This window comes from Bacillus carboniphilus (assembly GCF_039522365.1).
GTDB classification, from domain to species: Bacteria; Bacillota; Bacilli; order Bacillales; family JC228; genus Bacillus_BF; species Bacillus_BF carboniphilus.
The window spans coordinates 16,466-38,774 of sequence record NZ_BAAADJ010000061.1 but is presented as its reverse complement, the minus strand read 5'-3'; the positions used below and the strand labels follow the sequence as shown (position 1 = coordinate 38,774).

Below are 22,309 nucleotides of genomic sequence, written 5' to 3'. Positions count from 1 at the left end.
TAAGTCAAGATCCTCTTCGCAGTGTTGGGGTGTCCATGGTATATAAATATCTGGTTGAACCCCCTTTTCCGTGGATCTGGTGGACGGGATCTTTTTCAACTAACCTTGAGGTTGGGTAATAAAGGGTGAATTGATTATCCCAATCCTTTGTAGCTAAATCACTATAATCCATGACTCCCATGGTAGCTCTGCCAACAACGGTTGCTTTGGAAGATTGTTTGGATATTTCTACAAAAACATCTCCTGCACTTGCACAGTAGGAGTCAGATAGAATGACTACTTGATTGGGGGTGTCATGACCTTTAAAATCTAGTTTTTCCTCATCTATCAAACCTGTAAAATCGAATTCTACAAAACCTTTACCTTTATTAGATTCAAACTTTTCCTTTGCAAATTTTAAAACTTGTAAAATGTCAGGATGATCATTCGTTTTTTTGTATTCTTCATAAAGATCCGCATACCAATTTGCATTTCTCTCGGTACAATTAAATTCTCGTGGTTTTATGACTGGATCTGGGATTTGATTCATGGAGAATATATACTCTAATACAGGGGTGAAAGCAATATCTGTCCCACCTCCATTATTTCTTACATCAATAATTAGATTGGTAATTTGTTGTAGTCTGTCAATATTACTTGAAAGCAGTTCTGATATGGCTTTTGGGTTCGAAAAACTAGTAAGTGTCATAAGTAGTGTTCCTGGCTCTAACTCTTTTAAAGTAAACTTTGGTTCTCTTTGGGCTTTATCGTAGTGCATTATATGCAATTTTGTACTTTTTCCAATAGAATCTATTGTTTCAATCCATTCAGCACTTTTGATCACGTTATTCCAATTTTGTCTTTCTGGATGAACATCTCCTAATTTATTTTTCTTCGTAATAGCTAGCTCAGGAATTGTTATCCCGTCAACTGTGACAATTTTTATCCCTTTTTCAAACCTCTTTTCTTCCACAGTTTCCGTTACATATAGTGCATCTTCATATCTTCTAACTGAAAATCCACAAACTTGAGGTTTAACTTCATCATTCCCCTCTAAGATGAAGTACATATGAGGGTCATGGAAATCGAGTATGTAGTCATTGACAATGTGGGTAAAAGTTTGCGGAGTCATTTTCTTTTGGTCAATCAGCCGTTTCATTTTTTCGCGGTATTGTTCAGGGGAATCCCAACCTAGTTTTTCATCCCAGCCCGCATAGTCTTTGTGAATAATAGATACTAATTCGTCGAATATTTGGATGTATTTAGTCATATTGAACCTCCAGGTGAACGTTATATCATTGTAGAGGGAAATACTGGTAATATAACTATAACATATTGAGGTGGCGAATCTATTAAAATATTCATCTCTTCGTTTTTTATGATGGTTTGATGTTATACGGTAATGTTCGGTTCTATAAGGTATTGTTTCACTTCTATACGGTATAGTTTCACCTCCATACGGTATTGTTCCACCTCTACACGGTATTGTTCACCTCCATACGGTATTGTTCAATACCATATGGCATAACACCAACCTCTGGGACACGGTTCCTGTCCCCCTGTCCCGCTAAATAAAGGCTGCACTGATTTCAGTGCAGCCTTTCCTATTCTTTATTCTCCTGCTGTATAGTTAACTAATGTTTTTGCTATTTCATCTTCTAAGAATGTTACAGATGAACCTAGGTAATTGTTGATCATAACAGAGAACACTAGTTTCTCCCCATCAACGGTTGTTACATAACCAGATAAAGTTGAAACGCCTGTAAGTGAACCTGTTTTCGCTAAAACGTTCCCTTTCGCAGGCTCTTCTTTCATTCGATTCCGCAATGTTCCACCCACGAATCTGTCCGAATCTCCTGCCACAGGTAGTGAATATTCAAAAGCCGGATACCACTCCTTGTCTTGAACAGCAAACAATAGTTGTGAAATCTCTTCTGCTGGAATCATGTTTTTATGAGACATTCCCGATCCGTCACGGAGGAGAATGGTTGCCCCATCTACACCTAGACTGGTTACGACATCCTTTGTCACTTTTAATCCTTTATCCCAGCTTCCTTCTCCATATACTACTTTCCCCATTTCCTTCGTCAGCGTTTCACCATGACCGTTGTTACTAAGCTTCATGAAAGGAATTAGTAATTCTTCCAGTGTCATTGATTTCTTACTAGTCAAGACAGTAGCCTGTTCAGGTGTGGCTCCGACAGTTGCCTCGCTCTTCCCAATCAAACTAATCCCGTTTTCTTCTAATGATTTTTTAAATACATCGACAGCATAGCCTGTTGGTTCCCACACAGATACCCAAGAGCGTGAACGTGAGCCTTCAAGTGGCATTTTACCTTCGATCACAATGTTGTTCGTACCATGCTCTCTTTCAATGGAAATGCTTTTGGACTCATTCGCTCCTACCATTTCCGTTTTATTAACAATCGTTACATAATCAGTAGCTGGTGTAAGGCGAACCTCTGCCTGCCCACCGACCTCAGAAGTTGGATACACTTCTACAATAACTGTCCCCGCATCATAATCTTCGTTCGGTGAAAGAGTTAAGGCAGAAACTTGTGCACCCGTGTAGTATGGTTCATCAGACCAGTTCAGATCTAGTGATAAACGAACATCATCATACCAGCTATCGTCCCCGATTAAATTACCTTTAATTTTTGAGATACCCTTGGATTTTAAATCTTTTGCAAACTGATCAAAATCCTCTTTTAATAAAGTTGGGTCACCCTTTCCTCTTAAATAAAGATCCCCTTGTAAAACATCTCCTGATACCTGGCCATCTGTAAGGACTTCTGTAATAAATTGATAGTCTTCACCAAGCGTTTCAAGAGCAGCAATTGACGTTAATAGCTTCATGTTAGAAGCTGGATGTAGACGAAGGTCTCCAAAATGAGAATATAGAACTTCTCCAGTGTCCGCATTTCGAACACTAACACCCGTTGTCGTACCTTTTAAACGTTCATTGCTCAAAATATCATTAAGTTGTGCTTCTAACTCCGCTGCTGTCGTGGTTGGATCAGACGCAGCTACGGAAACCAGTGGTTCCGATGGTGTTAATGGTAAAAATGCAAGCAAGGCAGCTAACACAAATACGAAAAGCTTCTTTGTCTTTGTAACATTCATCCTTTTTCTCACACCCCTTGTACTATTTTCCTTGAATATACATTATTTACCCAAAACAAAGAATATTCTGAAAGAAAAAGGGTTCTATGTAACTAATTGGTAGATATGGTAATTTAGTGCTTCAGGAGTACCTATGGTTAGAAGGTCTTAGTTGGGAAATGCTTTCCTCAGGATTGGCTGCCTGACAAAGGATTCTCTATTTTCTCCAAATCAGCCATTGTCCCGAGCAAATTTCTTCCACCAACTTCATCATTCGGGTATTCTATATGTAAAAATTCCCACAAATTCAGGAGGCTACCATTGGACTTATTAACGCATACACTCTTTGGTACCGGATTGTACCAATCATTTAAATCGAATGAAGAAACCAAGAAAGAAAAACAGGCACTACTCTTCACGTCCATTACCGGAAGTTTAATTCCTGATATTGATGTCGTGTCACAGTTTTGGGATCAGGAAGGTCTGTATCAAATGTGGCACCGTGGTATTACGCATTCAGTGTTATTGGTCCCGGTATGGGCATTACTCCTATTCTTGTCTGTTTACCTACTATTTAAAATTTGGGATAAAAAGTACTTTTTCATCGGAGTACTAGCCGTTTTTATTCATGATACATCAGATGTGTTCAACGCCTGGGGAACAGGTTATCTGGAGCCTTTTTCAGAAGTGAGACTTACACTCGGCACCATACCTATTATTGATTTTGTTATTTGGACGATTTTCCTTGTTTCCTTTTTACTGAAGCGTTATTCCAAATTTGCGACACAACGCATTTTTCGTTTTGCTTGGCTGGCTATTCTCTTACACCTAGTTGTGCAGAACTTACAAGGATTTTATATTCTATATGGAGTAAAAGATGATTATGAAAAAGTTGTGCTCTCAGCTGATTTTATTCCATGGCATTATACGGTGATTGGCAAAAATGGGCATGAAGTAGATCTTGCTTTTGCAAATGTTTGGAATGGTCCTCAAGTTCATACGACTCTTGTTTCAGATGAAGAAGCGGACTTAGAACCACTCTTTTCAGCAAAGCCAGAAGCAGAGACTCTCACCAAATGGAGTCCTTTTGTAGTGATAGTGAATGACGACAAGGAATTAGGGGTTTATGATCCGCGGTTTTATCGGAATGGAGAGTCGTTTTTGTATGAGTTTATTGTAAAATAGTGGTCTTCTCCCAATTGGTATCATGTATAGTTAATATAAATACGGTTTATGGAGGTTTCCCTTTTGGACTCATACGAAAAACAGTTAGAAACGAGCTGGCAAATCAACAGTAAAGCTTGGGCAGAATCCATTAGACAAGAAAAGATAAAAAGTAGAATTACGGTGACAAACCCTGCTATTCTCAAAACTATACTATCTCGAAACCCTCAAACTGTGCTTGATATTGGGTGTGGCGAAGGATGGCTAGCTAGAGAATTATCACAACATGGGATTGCTGTGACTGGAATAGATGGCAGTGAATCTTTGATTGAGGAAGCGAAGAAGTTAGGTGGAGGCACATATCACTGGTTGAATTACAACCAATTTGCAGAGTGTCCAGAGAAAATTGGAACTGAATTCGATTTGGTCGTTTTAAATTTTTCACTTTTATCTGAAGATATTCAACCTGTACTCCAAGCTTGTAGAAAAGTAACGAATGAACAAGGAGTAGTCGTTATTCAAACCCTCCACCCTTCAACAATTATCCAAAGCCAGAATGAACGTTATGAGAATGGCTGGAGAATTGAGGATTTTCACGGAATGGGTGACGGCTATAAAGCAAATATGCCTTGGTACTTTAGAACGTTATCTACCTGGATTACAGACATACACCAAGCCGGACTTCAACTAGTAGATTGTGATGAGCCCATTGAACCTCTGAATGGAAAACCACTTTCGCTTATCCTTATTGCAACTCCAAAATAAAGAAACCTTACTTCATTGTTTTAGTTAATGAAGTAAGGTTTTTCTCTAATTTTCTTCATCATACAAATGACAAGCAACCCAGTGATTGTCTTCCCTTTCGACAAAAGCTGGTTTTTCGGAAGCACAACGCTCAAAAGCATGTGGACATCTTAAACGGAATGGACAACCCGTCGGTGGGTTAGACGGATCCGGTACATCCCCTTCCAAGATAATCCGTTCCTTTTTCTCTGTTGGATCTAAAGAAGGAATCGCTGATAGTAGAGCTTTCGTGTATGGATGTAATGGGTTATCATACAAGACATCAGTCTCAGCAAGTTCCATCATTTGTCCTAAAAACATTACGCCAACCCGATTACTTAAGTGTTTCACAACATTTAGGTCATGAGAAATAAAGATATACGTTAGTTCAAATTCTTCTTGTAACTTTATGAGCAGGTTAAGAATCTGTGATTGAATCGAAACATCTAGTGCAGAAACCGCTTCATCTAAAATAACAACCTTTGGTTTTACAATTAGGGCTCTTGCAATACTGATTCGTTGTCTTTGGCCACCACTAAACTCATGTGGATATCGGCTTAGTTGTTCTTTAGACAGTCCCACTTTTTCAATCATTTCTTCCGCTAATGTAAAGGCTTCTTTTTTAGAAGCTATTCCATGTGTAAGTAATGGCTCCATTAACAGTTCTTTTACAGTCATTCTGGGGTTCAGGGAACTAAAAGGATCCTGGAAAATCATTTGAATATCTCTTCTCATTTTCCGAAACTGACTCTTAGGAATCTCTAGTATATTTTTGCCTTTAAAAAAGACTTCCCCTGAAGTAGATTCATATAACCGAAGAATCGTTCTACCCGTTGTTGATTTTCCGCATCCACTTTCTCCCACGAGTGAGAGCGTTTCGGTTTCCCGAACTTTAAAGCTTATATCATCTACAGCTTTTACGTGCCCAACTGTTTTCTTAAGGAGACCTGCTTTTATCGGGAAGTATTTTTTCAGGTTATTAACTTCCAAAACGTATGCTTTTTCACTCATGGTCCTTCCCCTCCTCCTCATGCAGCCAGCATTTACTTGTATGACCCTCACCAACAGCATACATAGAAGGTTCCTGCGTTTTACATTTCTCCATCGCAAATGGACATCTAGTTACAAATCGACAACCCATTTCTTGATATTGAATGGGCGTAGGTACATTTCCAGGGATGGAATACAACGTTTCTCTGCGATTCCCTAACGACTTAATGGACTTTAATAATCCTTGTGTGTAAGGGTGAGTTGGATTTTGGAATAGATCCTTAACCGTTGATTCCTCAACAATTTGACCAGCATACATGACCGCAACTCTTTCACACGTTTCCAAAATAACACCCAAATCATGAGTGATCATCAGAATCGATGTATCATGTGTTTCCGATAATTCATTCATTAAATCAAGAATTTGAGCTTGAATCGTTACATCTAATGCCCTGGTTGGTTCATCGGCAATCAATAGCTTTGGCTTACAAATCAAGGCAATGGCAATCATGATACGCTGCCTCATTCCACCTGAAAGCTGATGGGGATAGCTTTTAAAAATCTCTGCTGGACGAGAAATTCCTACCTTGCCTAACATATCTAGTCCCATTTCCCGCATCTCTTTTTTACTGTAATTCGTGTGGAACCTTAACACCTCTAGCAGTTGGTGCTCAATTGTATAAAGTGGATCTAAGGCTGTCATTGGTTCTTGGAAAATCATTGAGATTTCATTGCCTCGAACACTTTGCATCTGCCTTTTGTTTAATTTTGTAAGGTCTTTTTCATTTTCAGTTCTTAAAGTAATGCTACCCTCACTAATTTGAAGCGCATCTGGAAGAAGGTTCATAATCGCAAGTGAAGTTAAGCTTTTTCCACTACCAGATTCTCCAACAATGCCATATTTCATTTTCTTTCCAATTTCAATGTTAATGCCTTTAACGACATTTACATTACTCTTCTTTTTCTTTATATCTATGGATAAATCTTTTATTTTCAGTACAGAACTCAAGTTACTCTCCCCTTAAGAAAGATAGATTACTGTCTTAATTTAGGATCTAGTAAATCTCGTAAACTATCACCTAATAAGTTAAAACAGAAAATCGTGAATACAGTGGCACCTACTGGGAATAGAATCGTCCATGGTGCAAATTCCATATAGGTTCGACTATCACTTAACATAACTCCCCAAGAGGGATCAGGGGGTTGAACACCTAAGCCAAGAAAGCTAAGGGCTGCTTCCGTTAAAATAGCACCGGATAAAGCTAATGTAATTTGAACAATAAAAGGTGCCATAATGTTCGGTGTTATATGTTTTATAATGATTTTTGAAGGGTGTACCCCAATGGCTACAGCATTTGTCAAATACTCGTTTTCTTTTACAGACAACACGGCAGACCGTACAAGTCTAGTAAATACTGGGGTAAATACAATTCCAATGGCAATCATTGTGTTTGTTAAGCTTGGGCCCAACACAGCGACAATCGTTAAGGCCAATAAAATATCAGGAAAAGCAAAAAATACGTCCATGACTCGCATGATAATTTGGTCGACTTTCCCTTGAAAATAACCACTAATCACACCTAAAAGTAATCCTAATGATGCACCAATTCCTACTGCTATAAGCCCTACTTTTAAAGATACCTGTGCACCATAAACGACTCGAGTAAAAATATCTCTTCCAAGTTCATCTGTCCCAAACAAAAACTTTCCGCTTGGCCCTTCTAGTACATGGTCTGTAAACATTTGATCAGGTCTATATGGACTGATAATCGGCGCGAAAATGGCGATGATAATGACAATTAAGATCCCAATAAAACCGATTAACCCGACTTTATCATCCATTAATCGTTGAAAGAACTCTCTCATGAAGATCACACTTCCTTACTTTCGTTTGCTTATTTGTATGTAATCCTTGGATCCAAATAAGAATATAAGAGGTCAACTATTAAATTGATTAGCACGAACACAAATGCAATAAATAGAACGGACCCTTGTACAACCGTGAAATCACGTTGATTGATTCCTGTTAATACCAGCTGTCCAAGCCCCGGTAACGAGAATATCTGTTCAATAATAACCGTTCCACCTAATAAAACTCCGATTTGCATACCGATAATTGTTAAAATAGGAATCATCGCATTTCGTAAGGCATGGTTGAATATGACGACACGCTCTCTTGCACCTTTTGCACGAATAGTACGGATGAAATCATGTCTCAGAATCTCTAAAATAGACGATCGTGTCATTCTCATGACAGCTCCAGCCATTGATGTTCCAAGTACAAGAGCTGGTAAGAATAAGATTTGAAGATTTCGAATGGGATCCTCAAAGAAACCGACGTATCCTACTGGTGGACTATAGTTAAAATATAGCGCTAGTAGTAGAATGATAATCGTAGCTAAGGCGAAGTTTGGAACCGATACACCTAGTAGAGAAATAATACGAACAGAAAAGTCTGTTTTTGAATTTCTTTTAATACCAGCAATAATCCCTAAAGGAATAGCAACAATCCAAGAGATGAAGGCTGCTAGAATCGTTAGTTCAAATGTAATCGCAAAACGACTTAAAATATCTGGTAAAACTTCTTTCCCCGTTCGCATGGATTCTCCAAAGTCACCCGTTAAGACTCCTCCCATCCAATTAATGTATTGAACATAAATGGGTTGGTCCAAGCCAAAGTCCTTTCTTAATTGGGCCAATGCTTGAGGAGTTGCATCTGTCCCTAAAATGGTCAGGGCAACGTCTCCAGGAATAATTCTTAACGTGAAAAAGATAACAATGGACACTCCAAATAAAACCGGAATTAACATCAATAATCTTCTCAGTATATACGCATACATCACGCTCACCCTTAATAAATGTTTGAGGCTGCTAAAAAGCAGCCTCTACTTTTGTTATTTTTTAGTTACGTCTAAGATATACTCTCCGTTATGAGGGTATGGAGTAAATCCTTCTACAGAATCTCTAACCGCAACATATTTCATAGGAGAAACTAAGAATAGGTTCGGTGATAATTCAAGTAATTTTTCTTGTGCTTCTGTATAAATCGTTTTACGCTCTTCTAAATCTACAGTTGTTTTACCTGTTTCTACTAAAGCATCATAGTCACTATCCGCAAATCCCCATACGTTAGCTGAACCAGTAGAATGGAAGAAGTAATTTAAAGCACGATCTGGATCCGTACCAGAACCATTACGTCCAATTAAAATATCCGCAGAAGTATTTAACCAAGTATCGATATACTCGCCCCACTCGATTTGCTTGATTGTCGCTTCTACACCAATTTCTTTCCATTGCTGTTGTAAAATTTGAGCAGTATCAACCATGTCGGCATACGTGGAGGCTGTCGTAATTGTAATTTCAAAACCATCTGGGTAGCCAGCTTCTGCTAGCAATTCTTTTGCTTTTTCAAGATTTTTTGAGTAAAGCTCATGGCTTTCTACATCAATGGACCAGTCTCCCATAGATGGTGCTACTGGACCAGAAATAACAGCATCACCGTTCCAAACGATATCGGCAATACTTTGGCGATCTGTTGCTAAGCTCAGAGCTTGACGTACTTTTTCATCTTTCAAGATCTCTGAGTTTACATTAAATCCTACGTAACTATATTCAAGAGATTGGTAGCTCTTAATATCAATTTTTTCTTGATTTTCTAATAAAGAAGCAGATTGTGCAGTAAGAGTAGTTAGATCAACTTCACCGGTACGGATTGCTGATAGACGAGCTGCTTCATCCTTCATTGTGTAATAGATTACTTCGTCTAATTTTGGTAGACCTTCTTTGTAGTATTCTTCGTTTTTCTCTAACACCACTCTATTATCTGGAACCCACTCAACAAACTTAAATGGACCCGTACCAATAGCTTCTTGCTGTAAATCTCCATGTTCTTCTACAACTTCTTTTGCAACAACTACAGCACTTGCGTTTGTTAAGTTAGATAAGAATGTAGCGTCCGTTGACTTAAGCTTGAATTGAATTTGGTAATCCCCTAATACCTCAATGCTTTCTACATTTGAAAAATAAGAGGCAATGTGAGATGCCGTTTCTTCAGCTAAAATACGCTCGAAGCTATACTTGACATCCTCCGCCTTCATTTCACGGCCATTGTGGAATTTTACACCTTCGTGAAGGTTAAACACGTAAGTTTGATCATCTGGTTGATTCCAATCTACTGCTAAATCTCCCACAATGTTCATGTCTTTATCAAACTCTACTAATCCACTGTATACTTGAGAATAAATTCTTACCGAAGAATGAGCAGGTGTTTTATGCGGGTCTAAACCTGCTGGCTCTTGGTCATTCGCGATTTTTAATACTTGTTCTACTTGTTTGTTATCATCATCACCGTTATCAGACTTTCCTTCTTCATTTGTACCTGAACAAGCGATTAGGATAACTGACAAGGAGATGATCATGATAGTGAAAAGAAAACCTTTTTTCATCATGTTTAAATATCCTCCCTTTGTATTCCTGAAATATAAGATAAAATCTCTTCGTGAAGCTCTTTTCTAAATGGGTTAATGTTGACAGGTTGATTAACATGTAACCTATTTGTAAGCAGCACAACCTGTAGGTCTTTTTCCGGAACAATCCATATAGAAGTTCCTGTAAAACCAGTGTGACCAAAGCCTACAGGGAATGGATCAGAGCTGTGCCAGCCCAGTCCTCTATTTTCTGCGATGTTATGTAAGGATTGATTGATTAAGGCCACATCTATAAGTTTCTCCCCTTTGGCCATTCCCCCTTTCAAGTAAAGTTGTAATAATTGATCCAAATCATTTGCTGTACCAAATAGTCCGGCGTGTCCGGATTGCCCTTTAAAGTAATAGTAGGTATTTCCATCATTCACTTCACCTATAATGGGTTGATTAGTAGGACGCCAATGGTTGAATTCTTTGTTTCTAGTACGGCACATGTCCATTTCTATTTGATTACCAAACTCAGTAGCTGCTACATTTTCGGAATGGAGTGGGCCATAAGTTAAAGTGTTAAGACTGAGTGTAGTTATGAGTTCCTGCTTAATTACTTCTTGTAGACTCATGTTGAAATACCGCTTGATGATTTCCCCTAAAAGAATATAATTTAAATCGCTATAGACGACTTCTTTATTCTCTTGATGCTTCAGTTCAATTGAATCCAGAATAGTTAAAAGGTCAGCTTGCGGAACATGTGTGTAAAAAGGATACCAAGCCGTAAGTCCGGATGAATGAGTCAAAAGTTGTTGAACTGAAATCGGTTCAAGAATTTTATTACCCCTCACTTCAGGTAAACAATCCTTAAGAGTTGTTCCTAATGTTACCTTTCCTTCGGTAACCATTTTTAATAGAATCGTAGCTGTAAAAATCTTTGTAACGCTAGCTAAATCAAAAATGGTATCTGTCGTAACATGTTCATTTGTAATCGAACTTCTCTTCCCATATGCCTTTTGTAAGAGTTGCTCTCCTTTCCAATGAACCGAACAAACTCCACCAGTAAAAAAAGATTTATTTAAATAGGAGTCAAATAATTGATCGATTTTCACTTCTAAAGAACCCATGTCTACTCTCCTCCAAACTCTTAAACATAGAAAGCGCTTACGAAAAATATCAAAAAAATAAAATATTCCGTAATAGATACTTCGATTATATAAAATTTTATGTCATATAAACAACACCTTATACGAAAAAATATTTTATTTATCGAAGGAATTCATATAAAAACCACTTCTCAAGAGTGTGAGAAGTGGTGCTAGTCAAAACTATTCTTTTATCTTATCAATGGTTTGAAGAATGTTATATATGAATCTCATACTTTTTGTTAAGTAACCAGATTTATTAAAATTACCTATGATATAGACATCCAGCGTTGGATTATAGAGCATGAAAGAACCAATTGAGCCTAGATGCCCCCATACATTATATTTTTTTGGAAACATACGAACTCTCATCAGGCCATACCCATAATCAACACCCACCCATAACTTTTTCCAATCCATCATTTTATCAAGTGAGTTCTGAGGTATGAGTTGATTGTTAACAAGCGCTTTCATAAAGATTAGTAAATCTTCTGACGTACTGGCCGTTTGCCCACCTGCAAAGTTACTCATTAAACTACGGTGTTCTTCTACTAGGATATCCTGCGATTTTAGATTAACTGTTGCAATAGGATGATCACTTCGGTATGCAGGCTTTGAATAACTAAGTAGGTACGATTCTTTCATTTTCAGTGGGTTAAATATGTACTCATGAAGGACTTCATGATAGGCCTTGGTAGTGACTTTCTCAATGATGAGTCCTAGCAAGTTGAAACCTGTGTTCGTATAGTGTACTTTCTTGCCTGGCACAAACTTTGGAGTCAGTTTTTCCTTAGACCATTGGATTGTTTCATGAGGGGTCCACGCTTTATCTGGTTCATTTAGTAACATATCTTGAAATGTTGGTCCTTCTTTTGGTTTGTCTTCATAAAAGTCAGGCAAGCCAGAACGATTACTCACTAAATGTTCAACACGTATTTCATTCGAATAGTCTGTTCCTTTAAAAAGATGAAGATCTTTTACAATACTTTCTGGAAGATACTTCGATATGGGATCATCATAGCGAACCTTTCCTTCCCTCTCTAGTATCGCGATTAAGATAGAAGTAAAGCTTTTTGCAATACTTGCAGTATGGTAAGGTTGTTCAGGTGTTGATTTGAAATTTCCAGTCTGTCCATAAGCCATATTCCAATGAATCTTTCTATTATCTGAATGAACCAATAGATATGCATTCTTTATATGTGGGTCAGCCTCCACCAATCCCTTCATTTTAGTTTCAATTTTTAACTTCGCTTCCTCTATCTTCATCCCCATCCCCCTTAAAATAACTCGAATAGCTAAAAAGACCTAAATCAATATATGTAAAGTGGAACATCACCATGTATATATACCTAGGAATGATTATTCGACAGTAAATTTGTAAAATCCTTTATTACTACTTAGCAGTTAACATAATATTATTATGGTAGCTAGTTAGGAATCAAGCACTGCAGAATATTTTCGAGAAGTTGATTTCTCAAATGAAAAAGCTGCCCTGGTCCCTTTTCAAGCAGAAGCAGCTTTTCATTAGAAATTTTAATTCCTCATTATGATATAGATCATGTACAACACATAGGCACTAGCAAGGATGAGTCCTTCTATCTTCCCTATCGTGTATTTTGTTCTAGAGAAGATCAAGAGAAGTATCGTTAGAAGGATGAGCAGCATGATGTCTACGACAATTTTCCCTTCGACACCAAGTGGGGAAATCGAAGATGCTGTCCCAAGCACAAATAAGATATTAAAGATATTACTTCCTACGATGTTCCCAAGTGCAATTTCACTTTCCTTTTTAATAGATGCTGTTATAGACGTAACCAGCTCAGGAAGTGACGTTCCGATAGCAACAATTGTTAGCCCCACTAGAGTTTCACTCATACCAAAAGAAATCGCGATTTCAGTTGCGCTGTCCACTACAAAATGTCCACCTAAGATGATGGCCAGCAAACCTCCGACAGTTAGTGCTATATTTTTACCCCAAGATGGCCGTTCACTAGGAACACTCTCTTCTTTCGCTTTGTCGCGATTGTTCATGGCCACTTCAAATATGTAATAAAGGAAGATGAGAAAGAACAGTAAAAAGATAAATCCATCACTTCGAGTTATGACATTACCGCTCAATCCTTGGAGAGCAATGTCACTAACCAGTACGAGTAAGGCGATACTTGCCAACAATGTAAATGGAATTTCCTTTCGAATCGTTTCGTTTTCGACCTTAAGTGGGTTAAGAATAGCTGTTAATCCGACCACTAGTGTAATGTTAAATATATTACTCCCTACCACGTTACCAACAGCCACCCCAGCACTTCCTTCTAAGGCTGCCACAATACTAACCGTAGCCTCTGGAGCACTCGTACCAAACGCAACAATCGTTAATCCAATTAGTAGCGGCGAAACATGCAGTGTTCGAGCAATTCGAGATGAACCTTCCACAAAAAAGTCAGCCCCTTTAATTAACAAGGCAAAGCCGACCACTAATAATAGGTACGCCATTCACACACCAACCTTTTCCAAAATAAAACGTTGGATTAAGTTTATAACAAAAATTACGTAATTCAAAGAAACAAATGCGCAAGCGCCTCGAACAGCCCCGACAAGCACAAGACGAGCCGGCAGGAAGGTTGCTCTTTAACCTTCATGACGGATTGGCTTGTGACCTCGAGGGGCTAGGCGCTGGAGCTGGCCGGAGACACATACAATTAAATTTATTTACAATAGGCGATTTTATAATTCTTTAAACAATAAAAAAGCACTAGTGACCCAGTCCTTTTTCATCAACCTCATTTAGCTAATAATGAATCCAACTAAAAAACTCACTGCAGCTTTAATTATTACCGATTGACCAAACCCAGCCATTAAACCTGTTATACTTCTTAAAAGGTTGTTGCTGAGCCTCCATTTCTTAGCCTGAGTAAAACCATCAATCAGCATAGGAAACTGTAAAAAAATGCCACAATATAAAGGAATGTTCAGTAAAAATAACAAAGGCAGTAATAAATATCCCACCAAGATAAACATACAACGATAGCATATAGGAAACTGAAAATCCCCAATAACAAGAGACCGTTCTTTTCTCCGATGACAAGGTATGAATTGTAAACTGATTATATCTTTCCACATATTAGTTACAATTCGGTCCACAGTCCGGTCCATCACAATCAAACGGATCATCACAATCAAAGATATAGCAATCTGGCAAACAGTCGCTCTTCCGCCCTTTTTTCTTACGGTGATAATAATAAGCAGAAATAAAGAATAGTAGAACACCAGATACTAACAATCCAATCCCAATGGGCTGCTCCCCTTTACCTAGTAAAACGCCACCTGTTATCGATAAAATTAAGCTAGTAGTTAGCAAGATAAAAAACATAAAGTCCCCTCTTTTACCGTTTTCATTTCTTTCCTCCACTATATCATAATTTTTCCAAGTTTACCCAATCCCTTTAGCCTTCTACACCTTCTCCTGAGCTTTCATGAAAATAGACCGCGTTTGAAGGCAGAAGGATATATAGTAATAGACTTAGTGCAAAAAGAATACTGACTATGGAAAATAAAATACAGATCAGCTGTAAAGAAAAGACTTCGGCAAAAAATCCTAAAATAAGTGTAAGTACAATTTGAATTATTCCCTGAACCATATCTGCTAAACTTCCAAACCGGCCCATGATGGCTTCAGGAACTTGTGTCTGAAAAAATGTAGCGTATCCAGCGTTAGCGAATGCCATAAAAAAGCCTAGAAAGACAAAGGCTAGAGTAGCTGTGAGAAAATTAAAGGAGGAATAGAATAATATATATCCGATGGATGTCAGAAACATTCCAGCTCCCACGTACAATTTTAAAGGGACTTTCTTAGCAATAAGTGCCGCAACAAATGCTCCAAGAATTGCCCCAACCCCTGTAATACTAACAATCAATCCGTATTTCTGATCGGATAAATCTAAAACCTGCTTAATAAACGTTACCTCTTGTGAATCTAGAGCAAAGCCAATTAAAGTAGCCGTTTGGAACAATAAATACACCATGATGAAAAACTTCGCTTTAATAATGAATTCTCTAACTACCTGCCAATCAGCAACGAGTGTTTGAAAACTAATTTTTTCCCGGACAGCTTTTTTCTCTTCATCAACATTTGGAAGTAGATATATGAAAAAGGCACAAACAATAAAAGTAACGGCGTTGATAAAAATACACAAGTCAGTATCCACGAACATGATAAGGGTTCCTGCAATAGCTGGTCCCAAGAGGAAAGCACCCGAACTAGTCATACTCATAATCGAATTAAATCGTTTTCGATTCTCCGGTGGAATCAATTTTGTTATGTATACATTAGAGGCAGGTCCAAAAAATGACCCAACCATATTGATCAGTAACAGGATAAAGTAAATCTTCCAAATAGATTCCATAAAAGGAATCAGAAAAACTAAGAGACCCCGGATCAAATCTATAAATATCAATAACCTTCTCTTATTCACTCGATCAATGACACTACCAGACCAAAAATTTGTAATTAAAGTAGCAATCGGTCGAATGATAAACAACCCTGCAATCGCTGCAGCCGAACCTGTCAAATTCAAAACGGCTATATTCAGGGCTATCAAATAAATCCAATTCCCCAAATAAGATATCCCGACCCCAGAAATCAACAATATTGGATTCTTCCAACTCTTCACATCCACACCACCCAAGTTTCCCCCTCCGACTCTAAACAAAAAAAGCAGCTACTCCACAGACCTACTTCCCCAAATATTTACTCCCTTCCCGAACACTCAAGTTAGGAAGCGAATTCTCTTCTATAAATTTACTCACAGACGCCGCGTTCGTTTTCGAATACTCCCGCAACGCCCAACCAATCGCTTTTTGAATAAAGAACTCCTTGCTCCCTGCATTTTCAACTATGTATCGATATAACAAATTCTCATCCGTCTTTTCCTTATACTTCAACTGAAAAAGAATCGCTGTCCGGCGCAACCACATGCTTTCACCATAAGCCCAGCCTTCAATGGTTTCAGGAATAACTTCCGGTGAGTCCATTGCAATTTTACCCACCCCATGCTGCGCTAGCATGTCGATAGTATCCCACCAGGACTTCGTTGTAATCAATGTCTCCATTAAAGACAGGTCCGCTTTACCCAATTTTTTCTTATAGTAACTTATATAGTCCAGGGCAACAGCCTGAAATTCTCGCTCATTCTTTCCCCACAATTCCAGAACGAATTCATGTTGAAAAGGCTCCTTTAAAATTCCCGTTTCGCGAAAAAACTGTTTGGTTAACTCTCTTCTCAATGGTGTTTTGATCCCGAAGAACGGAAAGTGGTCCTTCAAATATTTTTCCATCTGTACCGCATTTTCCTCGTTGCGGTTTGCTTCGAATAATTGTTCAAGTACGTCCAACTGTTTCAAATTCTCGCTCCTTCTTCTCTAATTTTCTCAGATGACCTTTGCATTTCTTATATCACATTTTATAAAAACACAACCCCCATAGCCACAAGCGAAGCAAAAATCACCCCCGAAGCCAACCAAGTGTGTAAATGCTCTTGCTTTTCTCGTTTATAAAGCCATTGCTCCAACCCTTGTAGCAGAGATGATACGAGAAAAAATATAATAATCATAAATGGCGGTGTACCTGGATACTTAATAGTCAAGTTAACAGTTGCGAGTAAAGAAAAAACCATCACAATCACGTCAACTGTTAAAAAGAACCGATTTCGGTCTTTAAAGTTGTTTTGTACCCATCTCATTTTAACCCCTGTTTTTTTCCGCAACAAAATGTCAGCAATAATATAGGGTATAAACAATATGGCTAAATACACGAAAAGTTCCCTAAATTGATAATCCATCCAATCCCCCCTAGCTTACCTACGTTTCAAATGGTAAAAGGTTTCCAGTAAAAGTCAAAGCGAGATCAAACTATCAACCAAAAGATACATCCCTGTACTCCCCAAGAGTATGTAAGTAAATAAGCGAAAAAACCGCTGGTTTAACCATTTATATAGGACTTGGCCAACCAGTAAACCGAGTAAAACAACAGGCAGCACGTATGTACTTGAAATCCATACCGTATTTGTTGTACCGGTCGTGATGATTTGTGTCACTAGACTCACCAGATAAATAAAAAGATAAAAAGCCAACGTAGTGGAGCGGACCTTCCCTTTATTCGTATCTGTCCCCGTAAAATATAATAAAAGTGGTGGCCCGGGCATACCTATGCTAGATGTGAGCAGTCCTGAAATCCCTCCGACTATAAAATCTCTACCAGGTGTAGCTTTAACTCTTACTTGGAACATTAACAAGAGCGTTAGACTCAATAAAATGAGACTAACCACTAATTTGAATGTACTAAGATTGATTGAAAAATATAATAAAACACCAAAGGGTACCCCTACCATGCTCCCAATAATAAATCTTTTAAGGACTGAAAAATCAATGTCATTCTTAATTTTGCGAATGAGAAGTATCGAAATGAACAAAGATAATACAATATTTATTTGAATGGCTTCCTGTGGGATAAAAATCATCAATAAAAAGGGTGTGGCCATGATGGAAAACCGAAGCCGGTACTCGTTTGTAAGATGGAAGCCACTAAAATGATTGATGCGAATATGAAGATTGTATCCAAGATGGGCCTCCCTTCACATAATTGTAAAAAAAGGTGCTGCAACCCGCTTTTAGAAAATCAAAACGGCTACAGCAACCAAACTTTTCCTATTTAATAGTATAACAAACTCTTTTACCCCTTACTTCTGTTTCACTTCTTGAATGGTAAAGTTCCCATCATTCTTCATTATTTGTACATCTTGTGGTAATTTCACATAGATTAAATGATCACCCATGACTCTCTGTTCTGGCGTTCCGAACCTCGAACTGATTCCACCTGAGAATTGTTCGATAGTAAATTCATTACCGAATTTAGCTAGCTTCAATTCATTGGAATGGGGTACTTTAACAAGCAACTCACCATCTAAGTAATCCATTTGGTATCCTTTAATTTTATCGGTAAAGTCTATTCCGTTAATGATTGTAGGTGTTTTAAAATAGATTACCTCCATCTTCCCTTCAAGCTCGGCACTCTTTTCAATAAAAATATTTACGTAGGCTTCCATGTTGTTACTTCTGAAGCCAATGGTAGGGTCATCCACGTTAAATTCCCACTTTTCATATGGATGTTTATCTTTCATTTCATTGATTTTACCTTGATGTAAAGACTTGTAAAATTGGCCGTATACTTTATCCATCTCACGAATTTGACTGTCATCTTCCATTTCTTTTAAATCTGAACGATCTAGTGGAAGAAAATGATAAGCAACAAAGGCCACAACTAAAAGAGCAGCGTATCCACTGACTAGTAAATTCTTTTTTCTTCTTTTCACATATTTTGGTTTTGCCTGTGGTTTCTTGTTAATAGAATTAAATCCAACCAATATAATAATGATTATGAGAAGAGGTATTAAAGCGAGTATATTCATTTTCTTACCTCCATTCTATTTGTCATCCACATGGTAACTAGAAACAAACAACCAGAGAACAAAATGACTTTTAATATAAATACGAGAAGCATTTCTTCAGATACAAATACACGGTTAATGAATTCAATTACTCCCTCAAATCCATTGATCCGATCTCCAAGGAAAAGGAATCCAAGAAATAAAGCAGGAAGGACCCATTTAAATAGACTGTGTAGCTGTGTCAGCATACCCACTAGGTAGCCTAAACTTCCAATTAAAATAAGGTAAAAGGAGGCTCCAACAATCCCTCCTATGACATCAAAGGGTGTAGAATTGTACGATTGAATGATGTTCTCACTTCCGTAGTAAAAAAGCATTATTACTTTTAAAAGGTAGCCTGACAAAACGGCTGATGCCCCGCCAATAAAGCTAGCCGTTACTAGGAATAAAATATTGGACAGATTACTGGTTTGTCTATTCGAAATAAAGGCAAAATCATCGTAACGGTACGGCTTGGTGGTAACCGTAATAGCTGTGATGAAAATCCACATGAATGTGAAAGCTAAAACAAGATTACCAGAGTAAACACTTATATCGTAAGAGATTCCGGTTGAACTGGAACCACCCATCTGACTGCTGCCACCAATTGAAAACAACATAGCTAGTAACTGTACCAAAATAAGAGAAGTAAACGATCCCATATAAGCTTTTAACTTATACCGATACTGGGCTTTTATAACATCGAAACTTCTAGTTTCTGTTAAATACATCATCTATGCCCCCTTTCGTTTTACTTGTGAGATAGCTACATAAATCATCAAGTTCTACAGCAGACAGGTTGAGTCCTAACCTGCGCATTTCTTGTGTATCAGAGTCAGTTAGGTCATTTTCTATAACCACATAGGATACATGGTCACTGATTTTTTGTCGGGACAACACGTTTTTGTTTTTCGTCCATTTGGTCACTAGCTCATCGCTCCCTCTGATTCCTATTGCAAATTCCTTCAATTCCGGAACTGCCATGTGGAACACCTTTTCCCCTTCTTTTATGAGCAGAATGTCTTCAAGGAGATTCTCAACTTCCCCTAACAAATGACTCGATAGAATAATGGTCCTTGGATGTTCAATAAAATCCTTGAGCAGGGCACGGTAAAAATCCTTTCGAACGGAAGAATCCATGCCAGTTGTCGGTTCGTCAAAGATGGTAAGCGGACAACGTGCTGCTAATCCCAGAATCATATTGAACGTACTTCTCATCCCCTTTGAAAGCCCACTGTGACTCATGTCTGGAGAGAAAGAAAAGTAATCAAGCAGTCTTTCGGCCAGCTCCATATCCCAGTTTGGGTAAAAGCTTCTTGCCGTCTCTAAAATTTCTATCAAGCTAAGCGAAGGTGGAAGATTCATAGAATCATCAATAAAAATCATATTTGTAGATACTTTTAAGCTATTAAAAGGATTTTCACCAAAAACGTTAACTTCCCCGGAACTGTGGTGAATGTGCCCCGCTAAAATTTGTAACAAAGTCGTCTTCCCGGCCCCATTTCGACCGATGAGACCTGTAATCTTATTTTCTGTGATCGTAAAACTTACATCGTGAAGAGCTCGCTTCAATCCATATTGCTTCGTTAGCCCCTTACAACTGATTACATTCATTCTCCATCCCCCTCTTTCCCTTCAAAACGAATCATTTCAATCAATTCTTCTTTACTAACCTTCAGCCTTTCTGCTTCCATAACCAGGTCACGAACGAGCAGTTTTAAGATCTGATTTTTTCGTCGCGATAATATGACGTCTCGTGCATGTGGTGTCACAAACATGCCTAACCCACGTTTTTTATACAGAATGTCTCCATCGGCCAATATGTTCAAACCCTTTGCGGCCGTAGCTGGATTGATATTAAACATCTCCGCAAGCTGATACTGAGAATACATCTTCTCATCGCTTTTAATATGCTCATTCAAAATCTCCGTCTCCAACCACTCCGCAATCTGCACATAAATTGGCTTCGTACCATCCGAATTAATAATCATGAAAGCACCTCCTTTAACTGGGACACAGGGACAGGTTTACTGTCCCACCGTCCTTAAGTGGGACAGAAAACCTGTCCCCTCGTCCCTCTGAACTAGTGCGTTACTGTTGTAATGTACTATATTCCATTTTCCAGTTTAATGCAATCTTTTTTCTGAAAATAGGAAAAAAAATCTCGCCATTTTTGGCGAGACACCGATAGTATCAACGATATTTATTCTTTTTTTCCTTCTTTTATTAATTCATCCCGATTACATGACATTGGCGGTTCTTCCATCCATCCCTTATCAATTAGGAACTCTGCAATCTCCTCCGCATAGGTTGAGATTTCCGGAATGAGAGAGGCATATTTTAATGCGATATCCTTTCTCGGGCTTGCTGCCATTGCCGTTCCGTAATTTCCAACCCCTGCTGCAATCATGGCTCCAACATGAAACAATGTGAGTTTATCTGAAAAAACCTGTGTCGTACTATCCATTACTGTGGCATCCCACCCACTTGGAGCAGGAAGGTTTTCCCCTTGTAAGATATCTCTGAAAAGTTCCAGGTGCTTCTGAGAAATGTCCTTTCCACGAAGTAACAACTTTTTGACCCTTTGATCCTGCGACGTTTGGGCAAGACCAATAATCATGGCTTTTCCAAAAGCATTCGTTTGAACATTAAAATACAAATGACTAATCTCAATGCTAGTCAAAGGTCTCTTTTTTCCAACTAACCCATCTAAGAAATTTTGTTTCGTTACAAATCCAACTTTATCAGGGATTGGAATATACGGTGGTTTGACATATGTACCTTGCTTTAGTAGTAGCTCTCTCGTTTCAGAATGAACACTCACTGCTTCTTTTAGCATGTTTTCGTGAAAAGCGACCACATCCGGTCTAGTAACCAAACCTAAAGCTGTTGCATTTGCAAGCAAGGAAAGCATAGATAAGTTCTTGATATACGTGAGGGCAAACGTATCTGAAAACAGTCTAGGTGCGTTATAGTTCACATCCTCTTCCGTAAACCCTTGTGGGACTGGAAATCCTTCTTTTTGAAATAGATCCTTTAGGAAAGTGAGATTTTGTTTAGCAATCCGAAAAACTTTCTCGATAATCGGCTGTATTTCTTCATCCTCAACCTTCTCTAGAAAATACCCACAAGTACAGATTATGACCGAGTCATTTATATATTGCGTCCATAAGCTAGACATTTCGGATACATTAAATGATAATTTTGTTTTATCTTTCATCTTTGAACCCTCTTTCAAGAACGAATTGGTCGCATT

At 38.2% G+C, this 22,309-nt stretch carries 22 protein-coding genes and 1 pseudogene; 2 read left to right on the top strand and 21 right to left on the bottom strand.

The annotated features are described in order from the left end of the window. Window positions 1-4: 4 nt before the first annotated feature. Together ABDZ91_RS18370 and dacB are read right to left on the bottom strand one after the other, a co-directional pair. A complete protein-coding gene (locus ABDZ91_RS18370; protein WP_343802245.1) occupies window positions 5-1,249 on the bottom strand; it encodes a S41 family peptidase in 1,245 nt (414 codons plus the stop codon). 341 nt (window positions 1,250-1,590) lie between these two features. Then, the gene (gene dacB, locus ABDZ91_RS18365; RefSeq protein WP_343802242.1) at window positions 1,591-3,102 is read right to left on the bottom strand and encodes a D-alanyl-D-alanine carboxypeptidase/D-alanyl-D-alanine endopeptidase; all 1,512 of its coding nucleotides are present in this window, start codon (window positions 3,100-3,102) and stop codon (window positions 1,591-1,593) included. 300 nt (window positions 3,103-3,402) lie between these two features. Between dacB and ABDZ91_RS18360 the strand changes: the two genes are divergently transcribed. Continuing rightward, window positions 3,403-4,266 carry a metal-dependent hydrolase gene (locus ABDZ91_RS18360; RefSeq protein WP_343802239.1) on the top strand — a complete coding sequence of 288 codons (864 nt, stop codon included), beginning with the start codon at window positions 3,403-3,405 and terminating at the stop codon, window positions 4,264-4,266. 63 nt (window positions 4,267-4,329) lie between these two features. Continuing rightward, window positions 4,330-5,010 carry a class I SAM-dependent methyltransferase gene (locus tag ABDZ91_RS18355; RefSeq protein WP_343802237.1) on the top strand — a complete coding sequence of 227 codons (681 nt, stop codon included), beginning with the start codon at window positions 4,330-4,332 and terminating at the stop codon, window positions 5,008-5,010. A 45-nt stretch (window positions 5,011-5,055) separates the two neighbouring features. On the opposite strand, the gene ABDZ91_RS18350 is transcribed toward ABDZ91_RS18355, so the two are convergent. From ABDZ91_RS18350 to ABDZ91_RS18260, 19 genes and pseudogenes are all read right to left on the bottom strand, one after another. Continuing rightward, entirely contained in the window at window positions 5,056-6,039 is a 984-nt protein-coding gene (locus tag ABDZ91_RS18350) for an ABC transporter ATP-binding protein (protein ID WP_343802234.1), read from the bottom strand. After that, a complete protein-coding gene (locus ABDZ91_RS18345) occupies window positions 6,032-7,027 on the bottom strand; it encodes an ABC transporter ATP-binding protein (RefSeq protein ID WP_343802231.1) in 996 nt (331 codons plus the stop codon). Before ABDZ91_RS18345 ends, ABDZ91_RS18350 begins: the two co-directional genes overlap by 8 nt. A gap of 26 nt (window positions 7,028-7,053) precedes the next feature. Next, the gene (locus tag ABDZ91_RS18340) at window positions 7,054-7,884 is read right to left on the bottom strand and encodes an ABC transporter permease (RefSeq protein WP_343802228.1); all 831 of its coding nucleotides are present in this window, start codon (window positions 7,882-7,884) and stop codon (window positions 7,054-7,056) included. Window positions 7,885-7,913: 29 nt separating this feature from the next. Then, window positions 7,914-8,858, bottom strand: a complete 945-nt coding sequence (locus tag ABDZ91_RS18335; RefSeq protein WP_343802225.1) for an ABC transporter permease — start codon at window positions 8,856-8,858, stop codon at window positions 7,914-7,916. 54 nt (window positions 8,859-8,912) lie between these two features. Further along, window positions 8,913-10,466, bottom strand: coding sequence for an ABC transporter substrate-binding protein (locus ABDZ91_RS18330; protein WP_343802223.1), 1,554 nt, complete (start codon window positions 10,464-10,466; stop codon window positions 8,913-8,915). Window positions 10,467-10,468: 2 nt separating this feature from the next. Further along, entirely contained in the window at window positions 10,469-11,557 is a 1,089-nt protein-coding gene (locus tag ABDZ91_RS18325) for a serine hydrolase domain-containing protein (RefSeq protein ID WP_343802220.1), read from the bottom strand. A gap of 201 nt (window positions 11,558-11,758) precedes the next feature. After that, window positions 11,759-12,841 carry a serine hydrolase domain-containing protein gene (locus tag ABDZ91_RS18320; protein WP_343802217.1) on the bottom strand — a complete coding sequence of 361 codons (1,083 nt, stop codon included), beginning with the start codon at window positions 12,839-12,841 and terminating at the stop codon, window positions 11,759-11,761. Window positions 12,842-13,108: 267 nt separating this feature from the next. Further along, a complete protein-coding gene (locus ABDZ91_RS18315; RefSeq protein ID WP_343802214.1) occupies window positions 13,109-14,065 on the bottom strand; it encodes a calcium/sodium antiporter in 957 nt (318 codons plus the stop codon). Between the two features lie 291 nt (window positions 14,066-14,356). Further along, the gene (locus tag ABDZ91_RS18310; protein ID WP_343802471.1) at window positions 14,357-14,692 is read right to left on the bottom strand and encodes a DUF2085 domain-containing protein; all 336 of its coding nucleotides are present in this window, start codon (window positions 14,690-14,692) and stop codon (window positions 14,357-14,359) included. A gap of 1 nt (window position 14,693) precedes the next feature. Beyond that, entirely contained in the window at window positions 14,694-14,942 is a 249-nt protein-coding gene (locus ABDZ91_RS18305) for a hypothetical protein (protein WP_343802211.1), read from the bottom strand. Between the two features lie 73 nt (window positions 14,943-15,015). After that, window positions 15,016-16,242, bottom strand: a complete 1,227-nt coding sequence (locus tag ABDZ91_RS18300) for an MFS transporter (RefSeq protein WP_343802208.1) — start codon at window positions 16,240-16,242, stop codon at window positions 15,016-15,018. A gap of 61 nt (window positions 16,243-16,303) precedes the next feature. Continuing rightward, window positions 16,304-16,972 (bottom strand): DNA alkylation repair protein, encoded by a 669-nt coding sequence (locus tag ABDZ91_RS18295; protein ID WP_343802206.1) that lies wholly within the window; start codon window positions 16,970-16,972, stop codon window positions 16,304-16,306. A 59-nt stretch (window positions 16,973-17,031) separates the two neighbouring features. Further along, window positions 17,032-17,409 (bottom strand): DUF4181 domain-containing protein, encoded by a 378-nt coding sequence (locus tag ABDZ91_RS18290; RefSeq protein ID WP_343802203.1) that lies wholly within the window; start codon window positions 17,407-17,409, stop codon window positions 17,032-17,034. A 54-nt stretch (window positions 17,410-17,463) separates the two neighbouring features. Next, window positions 17,464-18,188, bottom strand: a pseudogene (locus tag ABDZ91_RS18285) (sulfite exporter TauE/SafE family protein). A gap of 118 nt (window positions 18,189-18,306) precedes the next feature. Then, window positions 18,307-19,035: a hypothetical protein gene (locus ABDZ91_RS18280; protein WP_343802200.1), complete on the bottom strand. Its 729-nt coding sequence runs from the start codon at window positions 19,033-19,035 to the stop codon at window positions 18,307-18,309. After that, on the bottom strand, window positions 19,032-19,787 hold the full coding sequence (locus tag ABDZ91_RS18275) for a hypothetical protein (RefSeq protein ID WP_343802198.1): 756 nt from the start codon (window positions 19,785-19,787) through the stop codon (window positions 19,032-19,034). The genes ABDZ91_RS18280 and ABDZ91_RS18275 overlap by 4 nt, the downstream gene beginning before the upstream one ends. Further along, on the bottom strand, window positions 19,765-20,667 hold the full coding sequence (locus tag ABDZ91_RS18270) for an ABC transporter ATP-binding protein (protein ID WP_343802195.1): 903 nt from the start codon (window positions 20,665-20,667) through the stop codon (window positions 19,765-19,767). Before ABDZ91_RS18270 ends, ABDZ91_RS18275 begins: the two co-directional genes overlap by 23 nt. Continuing rightward, window positions 20,664-21,044 carry a GntR family transcriptional regulator gene (locus ABDZ91_RS18265; protein ID WP_343802192.1) on the bottom strand — a complete coding sequence of 127 codons (381 nt, stop codon included), beginning with the start codon at window positions 21,042-21,044 and terminating at the stop codon, window positions 20,664-20,666. Before ABDZ91_RS18265 ends, ABDZ91_RS18270 begins: the two co-directional genes overlap by 4 nt. 212 nt (window positions 21,045-21,256) lie before the next feature. Further along, window positions 21,257-22,273, bottom strand: a complete 1,017-nt coding sequence (locus tag ABDZ91_RS18260; protein ID WP_343802189.1) for a DUF3231 family protein — start codon at window positions 22,271-22,273, stop codon at window positions 21,257-21,259. Window positions 22,274-22,309 lie beyond the last annotated feature (36 nt).